Source organism: Rhodobacteraceae bacterium M382 (genome assembly GCA_025141015.1).
Taxonomy (GTDB): Bacteria; Pseudomonadota; Alphaproteobacteria; order Rhodobacterales; family Rhodobacteraceae; genus Aliisedimentitalea; species Aliisedimentitalea scapharcae.
In genome coordinates this window covers 3,596,716-3,620,236 of record CP081098.1, presented here as the reverse complement: position 1 = coordinate 3,620,236, position 23,521 = coordinate 3,596,716, and the positions used below count along the sequence as shown (strand labels likewise).

The following is a 23,521-nucleotide window of genomic DNA, read 5'->3' as shown; positions in this document are numbered from 1 at the left end:
TACGATCTGTAGCAACTACAGAAGCAAGGGGGGTTTTCGATGGCTGACTTCACGAACGCGCGAGGCTATCCCATTGGCGCGATGTCAAAGCACACAGGTGTGAACATCGAGACGATCCGATACTACGAACGGATTGGGATCATGCCAAAGCCCGACAGAACAGCGGGCGGCAACCGGCAATACAACCACGACCAGCTCAAGCGCCTATCCTTCATCAAGCGTTCGCGGGAAATTGGATTTAGCATCGAAGAAATCAGAGCCTTGCTGGAAATGGTGGATCGACGCGACTTCACCTGCGGCGAGGTTCACAGCATGACGGTCAATCACCTTGCGGCGGTCAAGGAGAAAATACTAGCCCTGCATCGGTTAGAGGACGCGCTGGAAGTGATGGCGGCAGAATGCAGTCGTGGTGATGTTCCCGACTGCCCGATACTGGATACATTATTTGAAGTATCCGAAACCGGATGAATTCACCGAAGCGGGCATTGAACAAACGACGGTTTAGTCCCGCGACCTGTAAATTTGCCCCTTCAAAAATGCTGCGCGGTCGACGAATGGCCGAAATCCCCGCCGCGCTGCGTCACGGATTTTTGCGCCTGCGCAGAATATTCGGTGCTGCGAGCACGCGCATCGAGAAATGGCAATGGCTGCCCTGGGCTCGGGGCCGCCGTTAGCCGCGCCTCGCACGAAGGTCCGGTGTGGGGGCGGCTACTATTTTTTCCTCCTCGAACCACAAAGACGCAAAACCCATAAAACACTGGGGTGGCGCGGCGTTGACCAAATGAGTGCCACCCAGCGCCACCCCGCCACCCCTTTTTTCATGATTGGCTTGATAAGAGCGCGAATCTACGCGTCATGTCATAGTTGAAGGGAGCTGTGTTTCATGCCGAAGCGTATACGATTGAACGAGAAATCCGTAAGGGAAGCCGAACCGGTCAAAGGCAAGGATTACCAGATCTTTGACAGTGATGTGCGGGGCTTTGCTATCTGCATCTACCGTTCCGGCAGCCGGGCGTTTACCATTGATTATCGCAGCGCTGGGCGGCAACGGCGCATGACAATCGGGCGCTGGCCGGAATGGTCGACCACCGCGGCGCGCGAGCGCGCCAAGGAATTGCGGCGCGAGATCGATGCCGGGACCGATCCGCTTGGCAATCGCGAACAGAGACGCGAAGCCCCGCGGTTCAAAGATCTGATAGACCGTTACATCGAAGAACATCTGCCACATCTGTCGCCCACCAATGCCTCGGATCAGAAATCCATGCTGCGCAAACTGGTCGAACCGGACTGGGGCAATCTTCTGGTTGCAGAAATCACCTCGTCTGACGTCGAACGGCTGTTGACCAAGATCGCTGCGGGTCGTGCCCGCCCCTCTAGAGCCAAACCCAACAACCGGGCGCGCAAGCTGCAAGGGCCTAAACCGACGCCGATCCGCGCCAACCGGGTGGGCGAAGTGCTGCGCAAGATGTTTACACTGGCTATCAGTTGGAAGTGGCGCACCGACAATCCCGCATCGGGGTTCCGGCGCAGGGTGGAAAATGAACGCGAGCGGTTTCTGTCAAAGGACGAGATCGGCAGGCTGGCCGAGGCACTGGATGCAGCCGAAGATCAGCGCGCCGCCACCATTATGCGCATGTGCCTGCTGACCGGTGCGCGCGTCGGCGAGGTGCGGCAAGCCCGGTTCGAACAATTCAATCTGGAGCTTGGCAGCTGGTCGAAGCCTGCCACCGCCACAAAACAGCGCAAGGTGCACCGGTTGCCGATCTCAGACGAGGTCGTCGCCATTGTGCGGCAGCGCCAGTTGATCGTGCCAAACGGGATCCCGTGGCTGTTTCCCGGCGATGTGCCGGGCCAGCCGGTGGTTGAGCTGCGCCGGTTCTGGACCGGCATCCAACGGACCGCTGGTCTGGAAGATGTCCGCATCCATGATCTGCGCCACACATTTGCCTCCCTGCTGGTCAGCGGCGGGGCCTCATTGGAAATGATCGGCAAGCTGCTGGGCCATTCCCAGCTCAAAACCACCCAGCGCTATGCGCATTTGATGGATTCGCCCCTGCGCGCCGGTGTCGATGCCGTGGCCAGTGTGTTCCGCCCACGCCCGACATTGGTGCATGACGCGGACCAGACACAAAAACGTGCCTGAAATTCGTCCTCTGGATGGTTAACAGCAGGGATCGCGCAGGGCCTTCCAGATCGGAGTAATCCGGCGGCGGATCGTGCGCTCGTCGGGCACCTTCCCGGTTTGGGATGTTTTAACAAACCACTCCTGAACCTCACCGACCCATTCGGCCTGTGTAGGTGGCACGCCCTGTTCGTGCACCCGCAGGACCAGGGTGAGATACATGCCGTCCCAGTCATAATTTGGAGTTGATCCGATATGCTCGGCCGGTCGGCGCAGCAGATCGCAGTCTTCCTCGAACCGCCGGGCCTCCTCTGCCAGAATCATCAGGTCACCAAGGGTTATGGAAATACCTTTGGCGGGTTTCGTTACAGTCTGCCAGTCCTGCTCGCCCAGGACACGGATGCGTTTCAATCGTCGGCTGTTCAGGCCAGCGTTCGTGCAGCTGAACAGTGGCAGAATGTCGGAAACCGAAACAGCGACGAACCCCGCAATTGTCCGCGATCCACAAACCGCCGGACTAATCCCAGTCACAATGTCGAACCGCCCCACAGAGGCCCAGCCCGCAATGTCCGACAGGCTGCAATCCCATCGCCCCGCTGCTTCATGAATTGAATAATATGCCTTTGGTGGTAATCCCATGCCTGCTCTGCCTTTGTTTTGAATTGGCGCGTATTGCTCTCTTTTGTTTTGGGGTCTTTTGCGCTCTGAAGAAGTTTTTTAGGCCGCTCCGCCCGGGCAAATTACGAGCCTTCCGCGAGGTAGCGGTCAGGCGCAAAAATCGGGGCTGCAGCCACGGCGAAACTCGCCACGACACTCCGATTCTACAAGCCTCAAATTGAGAGCTCGCCCGGGTCTTTGATCTTGACAGGCCCGTCCAGAATCCGGTCGCGGATTCTCTTCAAATTCAACCTGGCGCGCGGCGCTCACCGAGGTATGGGAGATCATCCCGGAGGCATTTTAGCCAACAAAACAAGGGGTGGCATCGGTATCCCCAAATGAGCGCCACCCTGTGCCACCCCGCCACCCTTTACGAAGTGCTTCTGCGTTTCACCGGCAATTGGCGGCACTGAATCACGCCTGAATGCCGGTGACGGCACCTTCGTCAGCATGATTTCGCGCACCCCACTCGCCGGTCGATTTTCGGTCGGGTTTTCTCGAATCTTTCCATATCAGGATGCTCCGATAACGGGCCGGACGATGTTCAGGAGCTTTTCCGGTTTCAAAGCGCCCGGTACCCCTGAAATTCGTCAACTGAGCTCAATTGTGTCGGTTGCATTCTAACGCCCTTGCGAATGACGGTTCGGCCCACTTGCGTTTGCGTCAATGAAACAAGGGGTGGCATCGATATCGGCAAATGAGCGCCACCCTGCGCCACCCTGCCACCCCCTCCCGTCTGCTCCTTCTGTTCACGGACATCAGCCCGTTTCGGGCGATGCATCGGAGGACGGACATGGAACAAACGCAAGTCGCAACACGACCGCAACCGGGCAATCTGCTGGCCGGGTGGATCAGCCGCCAGAAACTCGCTGACGAGTTGGGAGTCACGGTCGACACACTGGGGCGCTGGCAGCGGCAGCGCACGGGCCCGGCCTGCATCAAAGCGGGGCGCAAAGTGTTCTATCGGCGCAGCGCTGTGGAGGCCTGGCTGTTGAAACAGGAGCAATCGCGCACCAGAAAATCAGGAGGCCGGAGATGAGCGGCCTTTGCAATACGACAATGGGTTCCGGAGCACCTGCCACGCCGCCTGCCAACGTCAAGCAGATGACCCGGAACAAGGCCCTCTGTGAGCAATGGCAACAGGACCGCCTGGTTGAGGCGCGTGGCGTTCTGGCCGATGTCGCTCACCATCCGGAAACGCTGGTTGTTCTGGCCTGCCGGGTGATCTGCACCCACGGTTCAGATGCCGCTGAACAGGCTGACGCGCTGGGCGTGATGCGCCTGTTGAGCAATCAACCGTCAGACAGGGGCAACGCGGCCCGGAACGGCGGTGTGGCATGACCCGGCGCAAAACCCCCGAAGCCGACGCCCAGCGCGCAATCGTACAGGCTCTGCGCTTTGTCTTGCCCCGTGGGGCGATTGTGCATCATTCTGTCAATGAGGTCACATCGGGGGACCGGCGCGGGAAAACCCGGCAGGCCATCCTTGTTGGTATGGGCGTGCATCCCGGCTTTGCCGATTTGATCGTGTTGTCCGAAGGGCGGGTTCTGTTTCTCGAGGTCAAAAGCAAAACCGGTCACCTCAGCCCGGCGCAAATGGTGTTTCGTGATGCTGTGCAGGCGCAGGGACTGGCCTGGGCGCTGGTGCGCTCTGTAGATGACGCGCTGTCGGCTCTGGCAGATCACGGGTTCATCACCCGCATGCTGGACGTTCACCCTGGACCGCATTTCCCCTCCAAGCCCCGGAGGATCGCACCGTGAGCCATCAGGGAACCAACTGGGCCATCCAGCAACGCGGGCTGAAACCCACCACCAAGATTGTGCTCTGGCACCTGTGTGACCGCTACAATCCGGACTATGGCTGCTTTCCCGCACAGGATCGTCTGGCCTGTGATTGCGAGATCAGCCGGGCCGGATTGAATACCCATTTGAACAAGCTGGAACAGCGCGGTCTGTTACGGCGGGTTCGGCGGGTTGATCCGATCACCCGGCGGCAGATGTCGACGCGATATATCCTCGGGTTTGAGGAGGGCTTCACCCCGGTGCCATCCGATGAAACAGGGCCGCAAGGAGCCGCAGCGGGGCCAAGTGGCACGACTATCCCATGTCCAGAAACCGGACACGGGGGTGTTTCAGGTAATGCAAATGAAAACAACGCCTTCACCGATATCTCGCCTGAAACTCCGTGTCTCAATTCCGGACACGGAGCCGTGTCCAGAATAGCAACCGACCCGTGTCCAGAAAATGGGGTGAGCCGTGTCCAGATTCTGGACACTAACCTTGTAAAGGAACCTTTAAGGGAACCAGTAAAGGAGGAGGAGGACGCGCAGGCGCGCGAGGGCCTTTCAGATGAATTCTTTGGAGAGTTGCTGAGAGCGCTGGGCATCGATCCAGTTGGTGCGCTTCCCGGCTGGTGGCAGGGCTCATCTGCCAGGTCGCATGTGCTGCGTTGGCGGGATGATCTGGGATTGTCAGAGGCAGAGATCCTCGAAGTCGCCGAAGAAACGCGACACGCCCACCCCACGCCGCCGGACGGGCCCAGGGCCCTCGACCGGGCAATGGAGCGGGCCGCCCAGCGCCGGAGACGACCGTCAGAGTCACCTGCGATGTCGCGGAAGGGCAAGGATGCGCAACGGGGTGCAACAGGCCTCAGAGCGAGTCTCAGCGAGCAGCTGGAATTCTACACCGATCTGGTGAATTCCGATTGTTTTCTTCCCCCCAACATGATCGGCAATGTCATGCGCGATGCGATGTTGGCGAAGGGGCTGGTCACACCCCAACAGCTGCGCATGCGGGGTGTGTTATGACCTTTCATGGACGCATTACTCGCAGTGGCGGAAAACAAAAACGCGCGCTGGGTGTTCAGGCAGTTCTGGAATGGGCTTTCCGGGTGGAAAAGGCGCAGCTGGAATTGCCGCCGCCAACTGAGGCTGTTGAAGAAGCCAGCGGCTATGGCCTTGAATACGTTCTTATTCAGCGCGCCCGGCTTGGCTGCCAGGTTGATGGCGGCCGGTACAAGATGGGCAGCTACACCCATGAGGATGCCGAGGTTGTTGCCGCGACGCTGGCCGGGCTGCCAGACGCGCTGGGCGGTAAACGCATGGCCATCAGGGTAGCAGAGCTGGCGCGCGCCGGGCTGTCACCGGACTGGATGCCCGGCGCTGTGCCGCGCTGCGTTCCGGTCGAAACAAGGCGCAACCAGCATGGGGAACGAGCCAAGACCGAGGTCGTGGGGATCGAGCGCGTGCTCTATCGCGGGCGATGGCGGACGGTTGAGGTGCTGGCTTGCCCGGTGACCTGGCGACCGCATCCGGAACAGGTCGCAGGGGCACGGCGGGCCTATGGTGATTGGTGGCAGGCGCTGGGCTGGGTGCGGGAGGGGTTGAAGGATGGTGGGATGCTGCGGGAAGTGGAAGTGACGGAGGCGATGCCGAAAATCAGACCTTGGGCAAGTTAGGCAGCGCTCGGCACTTTGTCGCCAATCGCTTGGCTGCAAGTTGCACCCTTGAATATCCCCAAACCGGACGAGGATCAATTTTTGCAGCATTTACCAGATAAAATCCTCCGGCACCGCCGCCCTCGATCCAGAGCCGACATCCACCCGAAGCCATTTTGCAGCAGCTTGAATTCACCGAACTCGAAATTCGACCAAAGCCCTTTGGTGAACCTGAACTGGCGTTTCTGGCCCAAATTTGCGGCGCTGCTTTGAAACTGGGGTCCAGTTGGTTGTCACGTGAGGTTTTTGTGGCAATTTGGGTCACGCCACTCTAAGATTCTGTTAACAGGCAAGGGGTATTTTTGGTGGCACGCGGGGAACTCATGAAGAAACTTTTGGCCAGTTTTGGCCATGAGGATGAGTTCCGCGCCGTTGCTGAACAGATCATCGGAGAAGAAGAACGCAAAAAGAACCGCGTGCTTGCTAAGACTTTGCGCAAAACCCTCGACAACATCGGGCAAACGACCCAGCCCAAGGGCCTGGCCCCGCTGTTGCCGTTTCCGGATGAAGCCGATGAGTTTATCCAGAAAGTCGAACCAAATCGAAGCGCGCAAGACATATTGATGTCTGCCGAGAACACCCGGCTCTTTGTTGGCCTGTTGCGCGAGTATCGCAAGTCTGAACAGATTAAGATGCACGGTCTGCCAGTCCGCTCCAAACTTCTGTTTTGTGGCCCACCCGGCTGCGGTAAAACGCTGTGCGCCGAGGTGTTTGCGAACGAGTTGGACCTGCCGCTCTTTGTCGTAAAGCTTGACCGCCTGATGTCGTCCTACCTTGGTGAAACTGCAACCAACATCCGCAAAATATTTGAGTTTGCCCGCCGTCAGCCATGCGTCCTCTTTTTGGATGAGTTTGACGCGATCGCTCGGTCGCGCAATGACAGTGGGGAACACAGCGAACTAAGGCGTGTCGTCAATAATTTGCTGCTGTTCATCGACCAGATCCAGCCAAGTGGTTTTCTGCTCGCGGCCACCAATTTAGACCAAACACTCGACCCGGCGGTTTGGCGACGATTTGATGAAGTCGTCTGGTTTGATGCCCCAGATGAGCGCATGACGCGCAAATATCTGACAAATGCTTTTAAAAACGTATCGGTCGAGTTCGAACCAAGCCAGCTTACAGACAAAGTGGCTGGATATTCATATGCAGAGCTCGAAAAAATCTGCACCCAGGCTATTAAACTATCGATCCTTGGACGCGCAAAGTCAGTGTCCTTGCGGAATTTCAATGCTGCCGTCAACGACGCAAAGCGACGTGAAAAACGCACGCAACGTTTAGTCGGCTAAACTGTTTACAGGCTTCCTTTGCCCCAACATGAACACCTGCAGCTCGCTCGGCTCGCTGAGAATCTTGACCGCCGAAAGACCGGGCGTCCACCTCCCCTGCCACGGCGGGATGGTGGACACGGACTTGTCGTTCGTGGGGAGGTGGACGAGGCCGTAGAAGAGCAGCGCCAGCAAAGGCCAGTGGAGTTTGTCGATCCTTCGCTGATCTTAAAGGTCGAGATGAGCGGTCTCGCATTAGAAGACGAATGGGACAAGGTAGGTTTGCGCCTGCTGTCCAATGACCAAGACAACACAATCATTCTATTCTCATCAACCGAAGAACTGACAGAGTTTCGCGAAAAACTAGCGGCCTATGAGGGACCTATTCCTGAGGGGCAAGCCAGTCGACGTTATTCCGGGTTCATAAACCGCATTGAGAGTATAGACACTTTGGAGCCTGCCGATAGGCTTGGCGTTCGACTTCAGGAACGCGGCTTCACGGAAGTTGCAGATTTTCAGGACAACGAGACCTACGTTGTGGACATCGAGCTATGGGACTTTGCTGGGCAACAGGCCCGTCGCCGCAAAGCCGAGGAGATTGGCTCCTTTATCGAGGAGCGGGAAGGTGTGGTTTTTGATACCTATGTCGGGCCTTCTCTCACAATCGTGCGGGTTGAAGCACAAGGCCATGCTATCCGTCCCATTCTGTCGGTACCTGAGGTCGCTATGGTCGATTTTCCACCACAGCCGGACATCGAAGCACAACCGATTGTTCAGATGGCACTGGACGATTTGCCGCCAGTGGAATCCGTCGCTGAGGACGCACCGGTTATCGCTATTGTTGACAGTGGTATCAACGCGCATCCCTTGCTTGGAGACGCACTACTTGCGTCAGAAGCATTTCCACCTGAGCTTGGCATAGCCGATGTCTGGGGCCATGGCTCCAGGGTCGGTGGCGCAGCCGTTTTCGGCGATCTACGTGATCAAATCGCAGCCGGGCGGATACTCAAAGCCGCCCGTTTAATTTCAGCCAAGGTCATCACGGACACTGGCCAGTTCTATGAACGCCGGACTTTACCCAGTCAAATGAGGATCGTGTTCGAACGGCTCACCGAGACTTACGGGTGCAGGATTTTCGTCATCTCTCTGGGGGACGACCGCCCATGGTTTGAACGCGGACGGGTCGGCCCTTGGGCGATGACGCTAGATGAGCTTGCGCGCGAGCTTGATGTTCTGATTTTTGTATCGGCTGGCAATCGATCCCCGCGCGGGGGCAACGCCGTCGAGCAAAGCGTCACGCAGTATCCTGGATACCTGCTGGAACAGGCCAACCGAATTTATGAACCTTCGGGAGCGGCCAATGTGGTGACGGTTGGCGCGCTCTCCCATGCCAGCGGTCTTGCCGCACACCACCACGGCGATGCTCATGTTCGGGCGATTACGTCTGGCCCTCTAGAGCCATCTCCGTTCACGCGGGCTGGGCCAGGTGCTGCTGAAATAACTAAGCCCGATTTTGTCGAAATGGGCGGCACAATGATCTTCAGAGCAGTAACACGTTCACTGCAAAGCGCTCCGCAAGTAGCAGAAGCTGGCATCGTAACGCTCAACCATGACTTTGTCAGACAGCTTTTCACAAGCGGCAGAGGGACCTCTTTCTCGGCACCAATCCTTGCACGCAAGGCCGCGACGTTGTTGCGGCGCTATCCAAATGCCTCGGCCAACCTCATCCGCGCACTCCTCGCCGGAGCTGCTTCCTTACCGGAGGAAGCTGAACGACGCCTTTCCGGTATGGATCATGCGGATCGCTACCATATTGTCGGCAACGGCTACGTGGATCCTCTAAAAGCGGCCTATTCGGACGATCACCGTGTAGTCTATATCGCTGATGACGTGCTCGAAATCGACAAGTTCGCGATTTATCGTGTGCCGATCCCGGCTGAGTTTCAAACCGGGGGCAAGCGCACAATCCGTGTCTCGCTGGCCTTTGATCCGCCAGTTCGGCGCACTCGGGCGGAATATCTTGGGACCAAGATGGATTTCCGCCTTATCCGAGGGTGTCCCGCGGACCAAGTGTCAGACCATTTCAGAAGCTACACCGGGGAAGAAGGCACTCACGTAGAGATGCGTGATCGGTATAATTGCAAGCTCATGCCAGGTCCCAATCATCGCGCCGGCAACACTTTACAATCTGCAGAGGTCAGCTTCTCAAGAGACACCTTGGAGTATGGTAATGAGTACTACCTCGTAGTGCGGTGTGCAGGTGGATGGGCAGATGGCGAGGCGCGACAGCGCTTTGCTGTGGTTGTGGAACTGGAACATCAAATTGGCGTTCAGCTTTATGCGCGCTTGCGCCCCCGCGTTCGTATTTAGGAATTTTCATACGTTGATCCCCTATTGGTCTTGATAGGAGAAAGCGGGCGAGTAAAACCGATGGAGGATAGTTGTTTTCAGGACGAATTGAAGGCCCAGCCCCCCTGCCATGGTTCCTCCCAGGCGGCGTTTGTATACGGGGGGGCCAGGCGCGGGTTTTCGCTAGCGAAAGTGGATTCTGTGGGGGAATCCACTTGGAAGCCACGTAAAACAATTGGGTATTTATTGCATTGATAAAACAGTAGGTTACGAGCATAGAGGCGCCATCTTGGGTGGATTCTTTAGTAAACCACTCAAGAATCCACCTTGGCCAAACCAGCCAGGGAGGAAGCCACCCCGGAATCCAAGCCAAAGACCATCCGAACCGCCTTCAGATTTTCTGTTGACAGGTCTGCCCCTCTTGACTCATACCTTGATCATCGAAGCAGACCGCCCGGAGGAACCCCCTCGCGGGCGTTTTTCTTTTCCCGTTTCCGACAATTCAGATCAGACCCGGTCGCGCTGGCAATTCCAGGCGCGCGCCCTTGGCATCTGCTTCCCCCCGTACATTGAGGATCTTCATGGATTTGGTATTTGCACCAGGCGAGATCGAGACCTGGCCGATCGAACACCTGCGCCCCTATGCCGACAACGCCAAGATGCACGGGGATGATCAGGTGGCCAGGATCGCGGCCAGCATGGCAAAGTTCGGCTGGACGGTGCCATGCATGGTGGCCGATGATGGCGAGTTGATCGCAGGTCATGGCCGTGTACTGGCGGCAACCAGGCTGGGGCTCTCAGAAGTACCGGTGATCCGGCTTGGGCATCTGGATGAGGCTGAGCGGCGGGCCTATCGGATCGCAGATAACAAGCTGACCGAGATGGGCGATTGGGACGAGGCGGTGCTGCGCGATGAGATCGCCGGGTTGCTGGCGGAGGATTTCGACCTGACGTTGCTGGGCATCGCGGACGAGGATCTGGATGCGCTGCTTCAGGACCCGGATGCAATCGGCGATGGGGCGATCGAGGGCGAAGATGATGTTCCCGAGGCGCCAGCGGATCCGGTCAGCCAACGCGGTGATTTCTGGGCGCTGGGCAATCATCGGTTGCTTTGCGGGGATGCCACGGTGGCCACAGATGTTGAGCGGTTGTTTGGCCTGGTGAAACCCCTGCTGATGGTGACCGACCCGCCTTATGGCGTGGAATACGACCCGGGCTGGCGCAATAAAGCCGGCGCTTCGACCACCAAACGCACCGGCAAGGTGCTGAATGATGATCGTGCCGACTGGCGCGAGGCCTGGGCCTTGTTCCCCGGAGATGTCGCCTATGTCTGGCATGGCGCGTTGCACGCGGCCACTGTTGCCGAGAGCCTTGTGGCAGCGGGGTTCAATGTCCGCGCGCAAATCATCTGGGCAAAGGATCGCCTGGTTCTCAGCCGGGGAGATTATCACTGGCAGCATGAACCCTGCTGGTATGCCGTGAAAAAGACCGGCAAGGGCCACTGGGCCGGAGACCGCAAGCAGACAACTCTCTGGCAAATCGCCAACAAGGATCAGGATGCCGACACGGTTCACGGAACGCAAAAGCCCGTGGAATGCATGCGCCGCCCGATCCTGAACAATTCCAGCCCGGGCCAGGCGATATACGAGCCGTTCATGGGGTCTGGCACCACGCTGATTGCGGCGGAAACCACCGGAAGGGTGTGCCTCGGGATCGAACTGGACCCAGCCTATGTCGATGTGGCGATTGAAAGATGGCAGCAGTTCACCGGCGAGGTGGCAGAGCTGGCAGAGACCGGCGAGACATTCTCAGACATGAAGGCCGAGAGGTCGGCAGTTTGAAACAGTCCCGCACCATGTCGCTGGTCGAAGCCATTGCCAATGTGATTGTCGGTTACGGCGTCGCCATCGCAACGCAAATACTGGTGCTTCCGTGGTTTGGTCTGCACATGTCGCTGCCCCAGAACCTGAAACTCGCGACCGCGTTCACCCTCATCAGCATTGTCAGGTCATTCGCGCTGCGGCGTCTGTTCGAGGCAATCAGAGCCTGTAGGGACAAACGGGAAACCGCCGCCCCGGCAGGGCAGCGGCGTCAAAGCCCGGTGGTGTTCAGGAGAGAATTCGGTAAATCCGGCCACGCCCGTCGGTCTTTTCCGAACTGACATCCAGCCCCAGCTTCTTCTTCAACGCCCCGGAGATCGCGCCGCGTATCGTGTGGGCCTGCCAGCCGGTGGCGGCTGCCATCTCGTTGATGCTGGCACCGTCACGCGTTTGAAGCATCGTGATCAGCTGGGCCTGCTTGGTGCCTGTGCGCGGAGTTTTGGGCGCAATGGCCGATTTGGACGTCTTCTCCGCCTTTCGGAGAGGCTTCTTCGTCTGCTCGCCCAGCGGCTCGACGCCGATGGCGGCAAGCCCGGCCTCAGTCACCACCAGCGTGGTGCCATGACCATCACCGGTCTCGCGCCAGAATGGCTCGCCCTTGCGAATATCAGCGTCGACTTCTTCGAGGAAGCCGCGTCCGATCAGCATGTCGGCCACCTTTTGGGCGGCAGCGCCATGCAAACCTTTGGGCAGTGGCATTGCGAGATAACCGGGGCGCTGGGCTCCGATAGTGAGGATGCGGGTCTGGGTTTTGGTAAGCTCAGCCATGTCCGTGCTCTCCCTCGTGAAACGCGCTGTCGGTGATGCGCCGCAACAGGCCTGCATAGTGGTCCAGCGTGCCGACATCACCCCAGTTGATCGCATCGGGGCTGGCGTTGAAATGCTCGTCACTCAGACCCTGCAGGCGCGCCAGCATGGTGTCGATCTCGGCCTTGCGGACCATGAAGGCGGCAAGGGCTTTGGAATTGTTTTTGGCGGGTCGGTTTACCATGGACTTATCTCCGGCTGGTGTGTCGTTCATGTACAATCAGAATCGCTCCACTCGGATTCTCAATCAACTGAATAGCAAGCAATATCATTGCTTTAAGTGTGAGTTTGGGTGGCCATGGAAGGTATGAGCGAGCGCGAATACTCCACCCATTCCGGCCTGTCGCGCGGAGCAATCCAGAAGGCCAAGCAGTCCGGACGCATGGTTCTGTTTGCCGATGGTTCGATCAATGCGGCAGCCTCGGATGCACGACGCACCGGAATGACCGATCCAGATCAACAGCGCCGGTCCGTTGGCAGTGACGGTGGTTTTACCGGCCCGGCTGACGGCACATCCTATCTCAAGGCCCGCACCGCCCTGACGGTCTATCAGGCGCAGGAACGCCAGCTGGCCATCCAGAAGAAGAAAGGCGCGCTGGTTGATCGCGCCCGCGCCGAAACCCTGGTGTTCCGGCTGGCGCGCCAGGAGCGCGATGTCTGGGTGACCTGGCCTGCGCGCGTCGCGGCGTTGATGGCGGCACAGGTGGCAGCAGAGGTGGAAACGGCAACGGGAACGTCAGTGACAATCGAGACCGCGATCCTCCAGAGGGTGCTGGAAACCCATGTCCGCGAACAGCTTGACGCCCTCGCCGATCTCCGGGTCTCGCTTGAATGAGGAAGGCTTTGATTTTGGCGCAGATCTTGATCTGAGCTTTGACGGAGCTGAAGACATCCTGCGCGCCTGGCGTCGGGGAATGCGGCCTGACCCAGACCTGACAGTGTCCGAATGGGCCGATCAGCATCGCTGGCTGTCCTCGCGCGCCAGCGCCGAGCCCGGGCGCTATCGCACGGACCGCACGCCCTATCTGCGCGAGATCATGGATGCGCTCTCACCCAATCACCCGGCGCAGCGCATCTCGTTCATGAAAGCGGCACAGGTCGGGGCGACCGAGGCAGGCAACAACTGGATCGGCTTTGTGATCCACCACGCTCCGGGACCCATGCTGGCGGTGCTGCCAACGGTGGAGATGGCCAAGCGCTCCTCGCGGGGGCGCCTTGATCCGCTGATTGCAGAAAGCGCTGCCCTGCGTGAACGGGTCAATCCAGCCCGCTCAAGGGATGCAGGCAATTCGATGCTGTCCAAGGAATTCCCCGGCGGCATTCTGGTGCTGACCGGGGCCAATTCAGCCACCGGCCTGCGATCGATGCCCGCGCGTTACATCTTTCTAGATGAGGTGGATGCCTATCCGGCTTCCGCAGATGAGGAAGGTGATCCGGTTTCTCTGGCCGAAGCGCGCACGACGACGTTTGCGCACCGGCGCAAGGTGTTCATGGTGTCGACCCCGACAATCAGGGGACTGTCCCGGATTGAACGGGAGTACGAGGCCAGTGATCAGCGGCGCTTCTTCGTGCCCTGTCCGCATTGTGGTCACATGCAGTGGCTGGAGTTTGAGCGGTTGCGCTGGGCGAAGGGGCAGCCGGAGACGGCGGCGTATCATTGTGCAGGATGCGAAGCCCCGATCGCTGAGCATCACAAGACGGCGATGTTGGCAGGCGGGGAATGGCGCAGCACCGCTCAAACCCTGGACCCACATTCGATCGGCTTTCATATCTCGGCGCTTTATTCGCCGATTGGCTGGAAAAGCTGGGAGCAGATCGCGCGGGACTGGCTGGCGGCGCAAGGCTCCGAAGACATGCTGCGCGCCGCGCGCAATACTCTGCTGGGCGAAACATGGGTGGAAAGCGGCGAAGCGCCGGAATGGCAGCGGCTGGCCGACCGGCGGGAGAATTTTGGAGAAGTACAGATCCCGGAAGGCGGCTTGTTCCTAACGGCCGGTGTTGATGTGCAGAAAGACCGCATCGAGGTTGATGTCTGGGCCTGGGGCCGGGGTATCACAAGCTGGCTTATCGATCACATCGTCATTGCCGGTGGACCGGATCATGCGCAGGCCTGGGATCAGCTGACCGCATTGCTGGGCAAAACCTGGCAACACGCCAATGGTGCGGTGATGCCGATTGCCAAACTGGCGATAGATTCCGGCTATGAATCCTCTGCCGTCTATAGCTGGGCCCGCGCTCAGGGCTTTGAGCAGGTTGCGCCGATCAAGGGGCTGGAAGGCTTCAACCGCTCAACCCCGGTCTCGGGCCCTACCTTTGTCGATGCCACAATCGGCGGACGACGACTGCGCCGGGGTGCACGGCTCTGGTCGATCGCTACAGCGACCTTCAAAATCGAAACCTACCGCTTCCTGCGACTGGAGCGGCCCAGCGATGAAGAGCGGGAAACGGGCGCGCTTGATCCGCCCGGCACCGTGCATCTGCCGGACTGGATCGACACCGAATGGCTGAAACAGCTGGTGGCGGAGCAACTGGTCACGGTGAAGGGCAAGCTCGGCTACACCCGACAGGAATGGCAAAAGCTGCGCGAACGCAACGAGGCGCTCGATTGCCGGGTCTATGCCCGGTCGGCTGCCTGGATTCTCGGGGCGGATCGCTGGGACGAGGCAACCTGGCGGCGGCTCGAAGAACAGGCGGGTGTTGAAACCCGCCTGCAAACACCAGCGCCCGAAACCCCGACAGCACAATCGACGGCTCCGCAACCCGCCAAGGCCGGAACACCAACAACCCCGCGCCGCAAGCGCCGGGCCTATACGCCAAAGTTCATGAGGGATTGAGATGGAACTCGACAGAATGCGCACCCTGCTGAGCGCGCTGCAGGAGGCACGCTACGCCGGGGTCCGCTCGATCAGCTATGACGGGCGCAGCGTCACCTATGGCTCGGACGCTGAAATGGCCGCGGCGATTACCGATCTTGAGGGCCGGATTGCCTCGGCCGGTGGGTCCCCACGCCGCCGCCGCTGGGGCACCGTGGCGACCAAGGGGCTCTGACGCGTGGGGATTGAAGGGTTCCGCCAGCGGCTGGGCGCGGTGATCGGCGGCTTTGACGGCGCGCAGATGCATCGCCGCCTGCGAGGGTTCCGCGCCTCGCGTGCCCATGTGAACACGCTGATTGCCGGGGCTGGAGAGACCATCACCGCCCGGGCCCGCTGGCTGGTACGTAACAATGGCTATGCCGCAAACGCGGTTGAGTCCTTTGCCTGCAACGTGGTCGGTGACGGGATCAAGCCGTCCTCGTCGATTGCCGATGCGGTCCTAAAAGAAAAGCTGCAATCCCTGTGGCTGGCCTGGACCGATGAGGCCGACGCCGAAGGGCTGACCGATTTCTACGGGCTGCAGCGCCGCGCCACCCGCGAAGTGTTTCTGGCAGGCGAAGTGTTCCTGCGTATCCGACCCCGGCGAGCATCAGACGGGCTGAGCGTACCGCTGCAATTGCAGATGCTGCCTTCAGAAATGCTGCCGCTTGCCATGAACCGCGAGTTGCCCGGCACCGGGCTGATCCGGCAGGGCATTGAGTTCAACGCCATTGGCAGGCGCGTTGCCTATCATTTCCTGCGCCGCCACCCCGGTGATATGACCGATCCGGGTCTTGCCGGTGAAACTGTCCGCGTTCCTGCGTCAGACATCATCCACATCATCGATCCGGTTGAGGCGGGCCAGTTGCGCGGCGTCTCCCGCTTTACCCCGGCCATCGTCAAGCTGTTCACGCTGGACCTTTATGATGATGCAGAGCTCGAGCGCAAAAAGACCGCGGCGATGTTCGCGATGTTTATCACGTCGCCTGCGCCGGAAACCCCGCTGGAACCGGCCGACGAGGATCTGGAGGTCGAACCCGGCCAAGTGGTGCGGCTCGATCCGGGCGAGGATGTCTCCACCCCGACCACTCCGGATTCCGGCTCCACCTATGAGCCGTTTCAATACCGCACCCTGCTGCAGATCTCGGCAGCGCTGGGCATCCCTTATGGCTATCTGACCAACGATACGGCAAAGGGCAACTTCTCCAATACCCGCATCTCGCTGGTGGATTTTCGCCGCCGCATCTCGGCCTGGCAGCATGGCGTGCTGGTTTATCAGATGTGCCGGGCGGTCTGGATGCGCTGGATGGATATGGCAGTGCTGTCCGGGGCACTGGAGTTGCCGGGCTATGACGCAAAACGGCGTCAGTACCAGGCCTGCATGTGGCTGCCCACCAAATGGGACTGGGTGGATCCGATGAAGGACGCCTCAGCTGAAATCCTGCAGATCGAAGCGGGCCTCAAATCCCGCACCCAGGCGCTGTCTGAACGCGGCTATGACGCCGAACAGGTCGAGCGGGAGATTGCGGCTGAACGCAACCGCGAACAGGCCTTGGGTCTGGACTTCCGCCGCCCGGGATCGCCCGCGCAGGCCCCTGGTCAGGGTGGCACGCAGAGCGACGACACCGAAGGGGAAGCGGAGGACTCTGATCAGGAGGCCAGCAAACGCCGGTCTGACAGCGAGGCAGAGAAATGATGCATCACGCCCGGATTGCGCAGCGCGCGTTTAACACACCCCTTATGGTGGAGCCCTCCAAAGCCCTGGCCTTTCTCTCCGGGCTGGGACCCCGGATTGCCGGGCAGGAGATCATCTTCCAGGGGAGCGATCTGGCTGAGACTGATGTTGTACGCGCTGGCTTGCCTGCCCAAACATCGCTGATCGGCGGAAACCTCACGGAACGTGACGGCGATCAGGGAAACCATCCGTTCCTTCTGATCGATGGCATTGCCGTGATCGAAATCGCCGGAACTCTGGTGCATCGCGGCGCCTGGATCGGGCAATCCTCGGGACTGACCTCCAATGAGGGTATCACCGCGCAGATCGAAGCGGCCGTTGCTGATCCGGCCGTGCTGGGCATTGCCCTGGAGATTGACAGCTTTGGCGGCGAGGTTGCCGGGGCATTTGATCTCGCTGATCGCATTCGTGCGGCAAGAGAGATTAAACCGGTACGTGCCTTTGTGGTCGAGCATGCGCTCTCGGCGGGTTATGTGCTCGCCGCCCAGGCAGATCACATCACCCTGCCGCGCACCGGTGCTGTTGGCAGCATTGGTGTCGTAAGCCTGCACACCGAAATGAGCGGCATGCTGGAGCAGAAAGGTATCACCGTCACGCTGGTGCACGCGGGCACACACAAGACCGATGCCAATCCCTATGAGCCTCTGCCCAAACCTGTGCAGGCGCGAATGCAATCCGAACTTGAAGGCCTGAGAACCCTGTTTGCCCAAACCGTCGCCGCCGGACGCGGCAACCGGCTGGATGTACATGCGGCACTGGATACCGAAGCCGCAGTATTGCATGGCGCTGAGGCCGTCGCCGCCGGACTGGCCGACGCTGTCGCAGATCCCCGCAGTGCATTCCAGGCCTTCGCGGAATCCCTGAACCATCCCGACACCATCCCGGTTCCGCCCCTGCCATCACGCACGCTCACCCCGCAATCCCGAAAGGAGACGTCCATGAACCCAACCACAGAACCCGCCGATGAAACGGAAACCGAAGTATCCGCGTCGCAACCGGAAACATCGCAGGCAAAAACAGAGACGGCCTTGCCGTTTACCACAGCGCCACCGTCTTCGGCGCAACCAAAATCCCCTGAACCGGTGGCACTACCAGCCGCCCCGGCAGCCGCCATTCCAGCACCCACCCCGGTTATTTCCGCCGATGCCATCCGCGCCGAAGCAGCAGAAGTGGCTCAGGTCTGCGCTCAAGCCGCCCGGCTTGGGGTGCAGATCGATGCGTCAGATGCGGTGAACCGCGGGCTCAAGCCTGACGCCCTGCGCGCCCAGGTGCTCGAGGATCTGGCCGCACGCGGTGACGCGACCTCGATCGTGGCCACGGCACCTGCCGCCGCGGCTGCAAAAGACAGCCCGCTGGTTGCCGCCGCCCGCAAAGCTGCAACCGACGCCGCCCGCTGATTGCACTCCAATCCACCCCATGCCTTTCCACACTCACGGAGCCTGACCCATGACCGTCCTCACGCAACCGCCCAGCATGGGCGATGTCCTCAAATATGAGGTCAATCCGAACTACACCCGCGACACCATCACCTTGCTGGCGGGCATCACCTATCCTGTCGGTTCTGTCCTTGGGCGCATCACCGTCAATGGCAAATACACGCTGGCCAGCGATGGCGGCACAGATGGCGCTGAAACCGCCGCCGCTGTTTTGCTCTACCCGGTGGATGCCACGCTCGCTGATGCCCTCGGTATTGTCGTGACCCGCGGTCCGGCAATCGTCTCCCGCGCCGGGCTTGCTTATGACGCATCGGTTGATGATGCGGCCAAAATCACCACCAAGATTACTGAGCTGGCAGCACTTGGCATCATCGCCCGCGATGCGGCCTGATCCATCCCGCTTCACCTCCTCATACCTCGGAGCCCCTCATGACCATCACCCGCAATCCCTTTGACGCTGGCGGCTATTCGCTGGCCGAGATGACGCAGGCCATCAATATCCTGCCCAACCTCTACACCCGCCTGGCCCAGATCGGCCTGTTTCGCTTTGAAGGCGTCACCCAGCGCAGCATTGTCATTGAACAACATGAAGGTGTGCTAAGTCTGCTGCCCTCGGTTCCATTGGGGGCTCCGGCCACTGTCGGCACCCGCGAGGGCCGCTCGATGCGCTCCTTTGCCCTGCCGTGGATTCCGCATGATGATGTGATCCTGCCCGCCGACATTCAGGGCATTCCGGCAATTGGCGTATCAGATGCAGCTGATCCGCTGCTCACGGTGATGAACCGCAAGCTGACCCTGATGCGGCGCAAGCATGCCCAGACAAGGGAATATATGGAGATGAACGCCCTGCGCGGTATTGTGAAGGACGGGGCTGGCACCACACTCTACAATTACTTCACCGAGTTTGGCCTGGCGCAAATCGCAGTGGACTTCGTGCTCGGCACTGCCGGAACCAATGTCCAGGGCAAGATCCGCACCGTGCTGCGCAGCATCGAAGACAATCTTCTCGGGGAAACCATGACCAATGCCTATGCGCTGGTCAGCTCGGAGTTCTTTGACAAGTTGATCTCGCATGCCAAGACGGCCGACGCTTACAAGTTCTTCTCCGCCACCGGCGGGCAGCCGCTGCGCGATGATATGCGCCGCAACTTCCCGTTCGGCGGCATCCTGTTCGAAGAATACAATGGCAGCGTCACGCTCTCAGATGGCACCTCCGAGCGTTTGATCCCGGCAGGCGAAGGCATTGCCTTTCCGCTGGGCACGTTTGACACGTTCACCACCTATGGCGGACCTGCCAACCTTCTGGAGGCCGCCAACACGGTTGGCCTGCCGCTCTATGCCCGCCAGCATCTCGATGAAAAGGGCCGCTGGATTGATCTGATGACCGAAGCCTCGGTGCTGCCGGTGAACAAACGCCCCCGTCTGGCCATCCGCCTGCACAGCTCGAACTGACGAGCGTTTCCGTGAATGCCTTTGCGACCGCCATGGAGCGTATCTTTGCAGACACCAACATGGCGGCGGCGGCGGTCTGGATATCGGGCAGCACATCAGAAGAGCGCCCGATCCGGATCATTCGCCGTGCGCCGGATCACATCACCGAGTTTGGGGCTGCGCGCATTCTCAGTGATACCACTACCGTGGATGTGCGTGTCAGTGAACTTCCCAATCCGCAACCAGGCGATCTGATCATTCTTGGCACCGACAGCTTTGTCATTCAGGGAGAACCTACGCGTGACTCAGAGCGGCTGATCTGGGCGCTGGATCTGCGACCGTCATGAAGCTGAAGCTCGACATCGACCCAGACATCGTAACCCTGATGCAGGCCGAAATCCTTGCCGGTGAAAAGGCTGTCAGCGCGGCCATGCGCGAGGCAGGCACCAGCCTGAAATCCGACTGGCGCGATCAGATCATCGGAGCGGGATTGGGGCGGCGGTTGGCCAGAAGCATCCGATCAGAGTTCTATCCCAAGCGGGAACCCAGCCTGAATGCGGCAGCACTCATCTGGTCAAAAGCTCCGAAGGTCATCAACGCCCATGACACCGGACCCCTGATCCGGTCCCGCCATGGCTTCTGGCTGGCGATCCCGACCGACGCCGCAGGCAAATCCAGGCGCGGCGGGCGGATCACACCGGGCGAATGGGAGCAGCGCTCAGGCCTACGGTTGCGCTTCATATATCGGCGCAATCACCCCAGCCTGCTGGTGGCTGAATCCCGGTTGAACACCCGCGGAAAAGCCGTGCGGTCGCGCTCAAAAACCGGGCGCGGCGTGGTGAGCGCACCGATCTTCATTCTGGTGTCGCAGGTGAAACTGGCAAAACGGCTGGATCTGGCACGCGATGCAATGCGGGCGGCGGACAGTATTCCGGGATTGATTGTGGCGAAATGGGTTGACGGAAAAGTCTGAACAATGGAAAAGCGATCAATAACCCGCTTCACGTTGATGGCGAACGGCCAGAATGACGGCTCGCTCACCTTCAAGGCGGTAAAGCGCAACATACCCACTGCCGCCAAACGTGATAAACCATTCGCGAAACGCCGGGTCCATATCCTGCACGGGTCTTCCCGCGGCGGGCTGCGTTTCGAGGATATTCATACCCTCCCGGATGGTCTTTACCGCCCGGCGCGCAGCAACCGGGTTCTTGTCAGCCACAAACCGATAAAGCCGCTCGACATCCCTCAGGGCCGCGGGCGACCAGATCAGTTGTGGCATTCAGGAATCTCAGCCTCTTCGCCCGCTTCCAGTTTTGCCAGCCATGCGTCGGCTTCCTCATGCGCAACGTGCAAACCGGTTTCCTGATAATCATTCCAGGCCCGAAGCCCGGCCTGACGAAATTCCTCGCGCTGTTCCTCGCGTTCAACAAACTGGGCAATCGCTTCACGCAGCATCCAGTGCGTGGACCGGTCCCTGGCCTCAGCAAGCCGCTTGAGGCGATCGCGCGTGTCTTCGTCCAGCTTCACGGCAACGGGGCGGATAGCATTCATCGGGATACTCCACATGGGTATTCAGAGGTATTACCATTAGCATATCATTATGCTTGATAGAAGCAACTACCCTTCACGAGCCAGAAAATGCCCACCCCCCGCGAATCCATCCTCACGGCCTTGCATGCCCTCCTGCAAACTCTGTCCGCGACGGCTCTACGCGGCGAGATTTTGCCTGAACGCGTGCCCTCGGCTGGTCTGCTTATCCTGCGCGATGGAGACCCCGGAAATCCGGAGGTGACACTGTCGCCGTTGCGCTATCATTTTCAGCACCGGGTCGAGATCGAAGCTGTGGTGCAGGGAACGGATCGGGATGTCCGTTTCGACGCGCTGATCGCCAGTGTCGGCACCGCCATCGCCACAGATCACACCCTGGGCGGGTTCTGCGACTGGGTTGAGCCGGAAGCACCCAAACCGGTCGATCTGCCAGTTGAAGGTGCCGCCACGCTGAAGGCCGGGATCATTCCAATTGTTCTGACCTATTCGACGGATGATCCGCTCTGTTAGATTGGATCCGCTCCCTGGATCAGGTTGACCCGCCAGTTTCTGCCTTGTGAATGCCACCATCGACTGCTGCGCCGGTCTCCACAACAAGCTGTTGATAGGTGATCTCCCCGCTGACATGTGCGCCGGTGTGCAGTGTAACGGAGCCTCCGGTGATTTCACCGTTGACCTTGCCCTTGATGGCTATGGTCTTTGCCTTGATGCTGCCTTCGACCTCACCCTGTTCGCCAATCACAACAGAGTCAGCCGAGAGCTGACCATCAATGCGCCCGAGCACTTCGACCAGCCCCGGAAACGCAAGGTCGCCGGTGATCTTGGAACCTGCGCTCAGAAGCGATCGCGCACCCTGGCTCGCCTTGCTGGATTGGGCATCACTCGGTGTGGGGTTCGACATTTTCTAAATCCGATCATTTGGGCGGGCCCTGTCGCGCAGGCACAACCCGGGCCGGACCAACCCTAACCAGACAGCACCAAGCATGCAAAAGGAGATACTAACATGGCACGAGCCCAGGGGGCACGGGCGCAGATGGCGCTTGCATTCGAGACGATTTATGGCACCGCCCCGGTGGGCGGTTACACCCGGATGCCGTTTGCCAGCACATCGCTGGGGGCTGAACAGCCGCTGCTGAACTCGGAGTTGCTGGGCTATGGCCGCGATCCGCTGGCCCCGATCAAGGACGCGGTGACTGCGGATGGCGATGTGGTGGTGCCGATTGATGCTGAAGCCTTCGGGTTCTGGCTGAAGGCGACATTCGGCGATCCGGTCACCACCGGTACCGGCCCCTGGACCCATGTGTTTCAGTCGGGCAACTGGACCCTGCCAAGCCTCACGATAGAGACCGGCATGCCGGAGGTGCCCCGCTATGCGCTCTATTCCGGCTGCGTGCTGGATCAGCTCAGCTGGCAGGTGCAACGCTCGGGGCTGCTGACCGCAACCGCACGTCTGATTGCTCAGGGCGAGACCGTAGGAGCTGCCAGCGGGGTCGGCACACCAGCCGATCTTGCGCTAAAGCGGTTTGGTCATTTCAACGGCGCGATTACCCGCGACGGGTCCGCGCTGGGCAATGTGGTCTCGGCCGAGATCACCTATGCCAACAATCTCGACCGGATCGAGACCATCCGCTCGGACGGCCGCATTGATGGTGCTGATCCCTCCATTGCTGCCCTCACCGGCCGGATCGAAGTGCGCTTTGCCGATCAGACGCTGGTGACACAAGCACTGAATGGTGATCCCTGCACGTTCGAGTTCGCCTACACGCTCCCCTCCGGCGAAGGCCTCACCTTCACGGTGCACGCGGTCTATCTGCCGCGCCCGCGGATCGAGATTTCCGGACCACAGGGTGTGCAGGCCAGTTTCGATTGGCAGGCGGCCCGCGATCCGGTGCTGGGCCGCATGTGCACCGCCACCCTTGTCAATGATATCGAGGTCTATTGATC

At 59.9% G+C, this 23,521-nt stretch carries 27 protein-coding genes and 1 pseudogene; 22 read left to right on the top strand and 6 right to left on the bottom strand.

What is annotated here, in order from left to right:
- The first annotated feature begins 39 nt into the window (after window positions 1–39).
- Complete coding sequence (locus tag K3727_16875; GenBank protein UWQ90428.1) at window positions 40–468, top strand: helix-turn-helix domain-containing protein; 429 nt, start codon at window positions 40–42, stop codon at window positions 466–468.
- 415 nt (window positions 469–883) lie between these two features.
- Complete coding sequence (locus tag K3727_16870; GenBank protein ID UWQ90427.1) at window positions 884–2,143, top strand: tyrosine-type recombinase/integrase; 1,260 nt, start codon at window positions 884–886, stop codon at window positions 2,141–2,143.
- Between the two features lie 18 nt (window positions 2,144–2,161).
- Here the strand turns inward: K3727_16870 and K3727_16865 are convergent, their stop codons facing one another.
- Complete coding sequence (locus tag K3727_16865) at window positions 2,162–2,761, bottom strand: hypothetical protein (GenBank protein ID UWQ90426.1); 600 nt, start codon at window positions 2,759–2,761, stop codon at window positions 2,162–2,164.
- 811 nt (window positions 2,762–3,572) lie between these two features.
- On the opposite strand from K3727_16865, the gene K3727_16860 reads away from it, so the two are divergent.
- The 9 genes and pseudogenes from K3727_16860 (at window position 3,573) to K3727_16820 (ending at window position 11,932) form a co-directional block, all read left to right on the top strand.
- Window positions 3,573–3,818: a helix-turn-helix domain-containing protein gene (locus K3727_16860; GenBank protein ID UWQ90425.1), complete on the top strand. Its 246-nt coding sequence runs from the start codon at window positions 3,573–3,575 to the stop codon at window positions 3,816–3,818.
- A gap of 65 nt (window positions 3,819–3,883) precedes the next feature.
- Entirely contained in the window at window positions 3,884–4,120 is a 237-nt protein-coding gene (locus K3727_16855) for a hypothetical protein (GenBank protein UWQ93433.1), read from the top strand.
- Window positions 4,117–4,539 (top strand): VRR-NUC domain-containing protein, encoded by a 423-nt coding sequence (locus K3727_16850; protein ID UWQ90424.1) that lies wholly within the window; start codon window positions 4,117–4,119, stop codon window positions 4,537–4,539. The genes K3727_16855 and K3727_16850 overlap by 4 nt, the downstream gene beginning before the upstream one ends.
- Complete coding sequence (locus tag K3727_16845; protein ID UWQ90423.1) at window positions 4,536–5,585, top strand: helix-turn-helix domain-containing protein; 1,050 nt, start codon at window positions 4,536–4,538, stop codon at window positions 5,583–5,585. Before K3727_16850 ends, K3727_16845 begins: the two co-directional genes overlap by 4 nt.
- The gene (locus K3727_16840; protein ID UWQ90422.1) at window positions 5,582–6,235 is read left to right on the top strand and encodes a hypothetical protein; all 654 of its coding nucleotides are present in this window, start codon (window positions 5,582–5,584) and stop codon (window positions 6,233–6,235) included. Before K3727_16845 ends, K3727_16840 begins: the two co-directional genes overlap by 4 nt.
- Window positions 6,236–6,597: 362 nt before the next feature.
- Window positions 6,598–7,560, top strand: a complete 963-nt coding sequence (locus tag K3727_16835) for an AAA family ATPase (GenBank protein ID UWQ90421.1) — start codon at window positions 6,598–6,600, stop codon at window positions 7,558–7,560.
- 219 nt (window positions 7,561–7,779) lie between these two features.
- Window positions 7,780–9,909 carry a S8 family peptidase gene (locus K3727_16830; GenBank protein UWQ93432.1) on the top strand — a complete coding sequence of 710 codons (2,130 nt, stop codon included), beginning with the start codon at window positions 7,780–7,782 and terminating at the stop codon, window positions 9,907–9,909.
- Between the two features lie 560 nt (window positions 9,910–10,469).
- Window positions 10,470–11,729: a site-specific DNA-methyltransferase gene (locus tag K3727_16825; protein ID UWQ90420.1), complete on the top strand. Its 1,260-nt coding sequence runs from the start codon at window positions 10,470–10,472 to the stop codon at window positions 11,727–11,729.
- Window positions 11,726–11,932 (top strand): annotated as a pseudogene (locus K3727_16820) (hypothetical protein). The gene K3727_16825 and the pseudogene K3727_16820 overlap by 4 nt, the downstream one beginning before the upstream one ends.
- Window positions 11,933–11,996: 64 nt before the next feature.
- Here the strand turns inward: K3727_16820 and K3727_16815 are convergent.
- Together K3727_16815 and K3727_16810 are read right to left on the bottom strand one after the other, a co-directional pair.
- Window positions 11,997–12,536, bottom strand: coding sequence for a DUF3489 domain-containing protein (locus K3727_16815; protein ID UWQ90419.1), 540 nt, complete (start codon window positions 12,534–12,536; stop codon window positions 11,997–11,999).
- The gene (locus tag K3727_16810) at window positions 12,529–12,759 is read right to left on the bottom strand and encodes a hypothetical protein (GenBank protein ID UWQ90418.1); all 231 of its coding nucleotides are present in this window, start codon (window positions 12,757–12,759) and stop codon (window positions 12,529–12,531) included. Before K3727_16810 ends, K3727_16815 begins: the two co-directional genes overlap by 8 nt.
- A gap of 114 nt (window positions 12,760–12,873) precedes the next feature.
- Here K3727_16810 and K3727_16805 point away from each other — a divergent pair, with 114 nt between their 5' ends.
- Genes K3727_16805 through K3727_16765 form a run of 9 tightly spaced genes read left to right on the top strand, consistent with a single transcriptional unit; the run spans window position 12,874 to window position 21,002 of the window.
- Window positions 12,874–13,410 (top strand): hypothetical protein, encoded by a 537-nt coding sequence (locus tag K3727_16805; protein ID UWQ90417.1) that lies wholly within the window; start codon window positions 12,874–12,876, stop codon window positions 13,408–13,410.
- A complete protein-coding gene (locus K3727_16800) occupies window positions 13,358–15,409 on the top strand; it encodes a phage terminase large subunit family protein (protein ID UWQ90416.1) in 2,052 nt (683 codons plus the stop codon). Before K3727_16805 ends, K3727_16800 begins: the two co-directional genes overlap by 53 nt.
- A 1-nt stretch (window position 15,410) precedes the next feature.
- The gene (locus tag K3727_16795) at window positions 15,411–15,623 is read left to right on the top strand and encodes a hypothetical protein (GenBank protein ID UWQ90415.1); all 213 of its coding nucleotides are present in this window, start codon (window positions 15,411–15,413) and stop codon (window positions 15,621–15,623) included.
- 3 nt (window positions 15,624–15,626) lie between these two features.
- Complete coding sequence (locus K3727_16790; protein ID UWQ90414.1) at window positions 15,627–17,123, top strand: phage portal protein; 1,497 nt, start codon at window positions 15,627–15,629, stop codon at window positions 17,121–17,123.
- Window positions 17,123–18,559, top strand: a complete 1,437-nt coding sequence (locus K3727_16785; protein UWQ93431.1) for a S49 family peptidase — start codon at window positions 17,123–17,125, stop codon at window positions 18,557–18,559. The genes K3727_16790 and K3727_16785 overlap by 1 nt, the downstream gene beginning before the upstream one ends.
- A 49-nt stretch (window positions 18,560–18,608) precedes the next feature.
- Window positions 18,609–18,989, top strand: a complete 381-nt coding sequence (locus tag K3727_16780) for a head decoration protein (GenBank protein UWQ90413.1) — start codon at window positions 18,609–18,611, stop codon at window positions 18,987–18,989.
- Between the two features lie 38 nt (window positions 18,990–19,027).
- Window positions 19,028–20,050 carry a major capsid protein gene (locus K3727_16775; GenBank protein ID UWQ90412.1) on the top strand — a complete coding sequence of 341 codons (1,023 nt, stop codon included), beginning with the start codon at window positions 19,028–19,030 and terminating at the stop codon, window positions 20,048–20,050.
- Between the two features lie 11 nt (window positions 20,051–20,061).
- Entirely contained in the window at window positions 20,062–20,376 is a 315-nt protein-coding gene (locus K3727_16770) for a hypothetical protein (GenBank protein ID UWQ90411.1), read from the top strand.
- Window positions 20,373–21,002, top strand: a complete 630-nt coding sequence (locus K3727_16765) for a hypothetical protein (GenBank protein ID UWQ90410.1) — start codon at window positions 20,373–20,375, stop codon at window positions 21,000–21,002. Before K3727_16770 ends, K3727_16765 begins: the two co-directional genes overlap by 4 nt.
- Window positions 21,003–21,017: 15 nt before the next feature.
- On the opposite strand, the gene K3727_16760 is transcribed toward K3727_16765, so the two are convergent.
- Window positions 21,018–21,308, bottom strand: a complete 291-nt coding sequence (locus K3727_16760) for a type II toxin-antitoxin system RelE/ParE family toxin (GenBank protein ID UWQ90409.1) — start codon at window positions 21,306–21,308, stop codon at window positions 21,018–21,020.
- Window positions 21,296–21,580 carry a ribbon-helix-helix protein, CopG family gene (locus tag K3727_16755; GenBank protein ID UWQ90408.1) on the bottom strand — a complete coding sequence of 95 codons (285 nt, stop codon included), beginning with the start codon at window positions 21,578–21,580 and terminating at the stop codon, window positions 21,296–21,298. The genes K3727_16760 and K3727_16755 overlap by 13 nt, the downstream gene beginning before the upstream one ends.
- A gap of 87 nt (window positions 21,581–21,667) precedes the next feature.
- Here K3727_16755 and K3727_16750 point away from each other — a divergent pair, with 87 nt between their 5' ends.
- Window positions 21,668–22,087 carry an acyl-CoA transferase gene (locus K3727_16750; protein ID UWQ90407.1) on the top strand — a complete coding sequence of 140 codons (420 nt, stop codon included), beginning with the start codon at window positions 21,668–21,670 and terminating at the stop codon, window positions 22,085–22,087.
- Window positions 22,088–22,106: 19 nt separating this feature from the next.
- Here K3727_16750 and K3727_16745 read toward each other — a convergent pair whose 3' ends face one another.
- Window positions 22,107–22,478 carry a polymer-forming cytoskeletal protein gene (locus K3727_16745; protein UWQ90406.1) on the bottom strand — a complete coding sequence of 124 codons (372 nt, stop codon included), beginning with the start codon at window positions 22,476–22,478 and terminating at the stop codon, window positions 22,107–22,109.
- 102 nt (window positions 22,479–22,580) lie between these two features.
- On the opposite strand from K3727_16745, the gene K3727_16740 reads away from it, so the two are divergent.
- Complete coding sequence (locus tag K3727_16740; protein UWQ90405.1) at window positions 22,581–23,519, top strand: hypothetical protein; 939 nt, start codon at window positions 22,581–22,583, stop codon at window positions 23,517–23,519.
- The last annotated feature ends 2 nt before the right edge of the window (window positions 23,520–23,521 follow it).

Bases quoted from the DNA above. Each gene is read 5' to 3' on its own strand.
- K3727_16810 (UWQ90418.1), bottom strand. From the start codon at position 12,759: ATGGTAAACCGACCCGCCAAAAACAATTCCAAAGCCCTTGCCGCCTTC.
- K3727_16760 (UWQ90409.1), bottom strand. From the start codon at position 21,308: ATGCCACAACTGATCTGGTCGCCCGCGGCCCTGAGGGATGTCGAGCGG.
- K3727_16860 (UWQ90425.1), top strand. From the start codon at position 3,573: ATGGAACAAACGCAAGTCGCAACACGACCGCAACCGGGCAATCTGCTG.
- K3727_16780 (UWQ90413.1), top strand. From the start codon at position 18,609: ATGACCGTCCTCACGCAACCGCCCAGCATGGGCGATGTCCTCAAATAT.
- K3727_16825 (UWQ90420.1), top strand. From the start codon at position 10,470: ATGGATTTGGTATTTGCACCAGGCGAGATCGAGACCTGGCCGATCGAA.
- K3727_16815 (UWQ90419.1), bottom strand. From the start codon at position 12,536: ATGGCTGAGCTTACCAAAACCCAGACCCGCATCCTCACTATCGGAGCC.
- K3727_16745 (UWQ90406.1), bottom strand. From the start codon at position 22,478: ATGTCGAACCCCACACCGAGTGATGCCCAATCCAGCAAGGCGAGCCAG.
- K3727_16865 (UWQ90426.1), bottom strand. From the start codon at position 2,761: ATGGGATTACCACCAAAGGCATATTATTCAATTCATGAAGCAGCGGGG.
- K3727_16765 (UWQ90410.1), top strand. From the start codon at position 20,373: ATGAAGCTGAAGCTCGACATCGACCCAGACATCGTAACCCTGATGCAG.
- K3727_16875 (UWQ90428.1), top strand. From the start codon at position 40: ATGGCTGACTTCACGAACGCGCGAGGCTATCCCATTGGCGCGATGTCA.
- K3727_16850 (UWQ90424.1), top strand. From the start codon at position 4,117: ATGACCCGGCGCAAAACCCCCGAAGCCGACGCCCAGCGCGCAATCGTA.
- K3727_16835 (UWQ90421.1), top strand. From the start codon at position 6,598: ATGAAGAAACTTTTGGCCAGTTTTGGCCATGAGGATGAGTTCCGCGCC.
- K3727_16800 (UWQ90416.1), top strand. From the start codon at position 13,358: ATGTCCGCGAACAGCTTGACGCCCTCGCCGATCTCCGGGTCTCGCTTG.
- K3727_16755 (UWQ90408.1), bottom strand. From the start codon at position 21,580: ATGAATGCTATCCGCCCCGTTGCCGTGAAGCTGGACGAAGACACGCGC.
- K3727_16795 (UWQ90415.1), top strand. From the start codon at position 15,411: ATGGAACTCGACAGAATGCGCACCCTGCTGAGCGCGCTGCAGGAGGCA.
- K3727_16775 (UWQ90412.1), top strand. From the start codon at position 19,028: ATGACCATCACCCGCAATCCCTTTGACGCTGGCGGCTATTCGCTGGCC.
- K3727_16855 (UWQ93433.1), top strand. From the start codon at position 3,884: ATGACCCGGAACAAGGCCCTCTGTGAGCAATGGCAACAGGACCGCCTG.
- K3727_16870 (UWQ90427.1), top strand. From the start codon at position 884: ATGCCGAAGCGTATACGATTGAACGAGAAATCCGTAAGGGAAGCCGAA.
- K3727_16830 (UWQ93432.1), top strand. From the start codon at position 7,780: ATGAGCGGTCTCGCATTAGAAGACGAATGGGACAAGGTAGGTTTGCGC.
- K3727_16750 (UWQ90407.1), top strand. From the start codon at position 21,668: ATGCCCACCCCCCGCGAATCCATCCTCACGGCCTTGCATGCCCTCCTG.
- K3727_16740 (UWQ90405.1), top strand. From the start codon at position 22,581: ATGGCACGAGCCCAGGGGGCACGGGCGCAGATGGCGCTTGCATTCGAG.
- K3727_16840 (UWQ90422.1), top strand. From the start codon at position 5,582: ATGACCTTTCATGGACGCATTACTCGCAGTGGCGGAAAACAAAAACGC.
- K3727_16805 (UWQ90417.1), top strand. From the start codon at position 12,874: ATGGAAGGTATGAGCGAGCGCGAATACTCCACCCATTCCGGCCTGTCG.
- K3727_16785 (UWQ93431.1), top strand. From the start codon at position 17,123: ATGCATCACGCCCGGATTGCGCAGCGCGCGTTTAACACACCCCTTATG.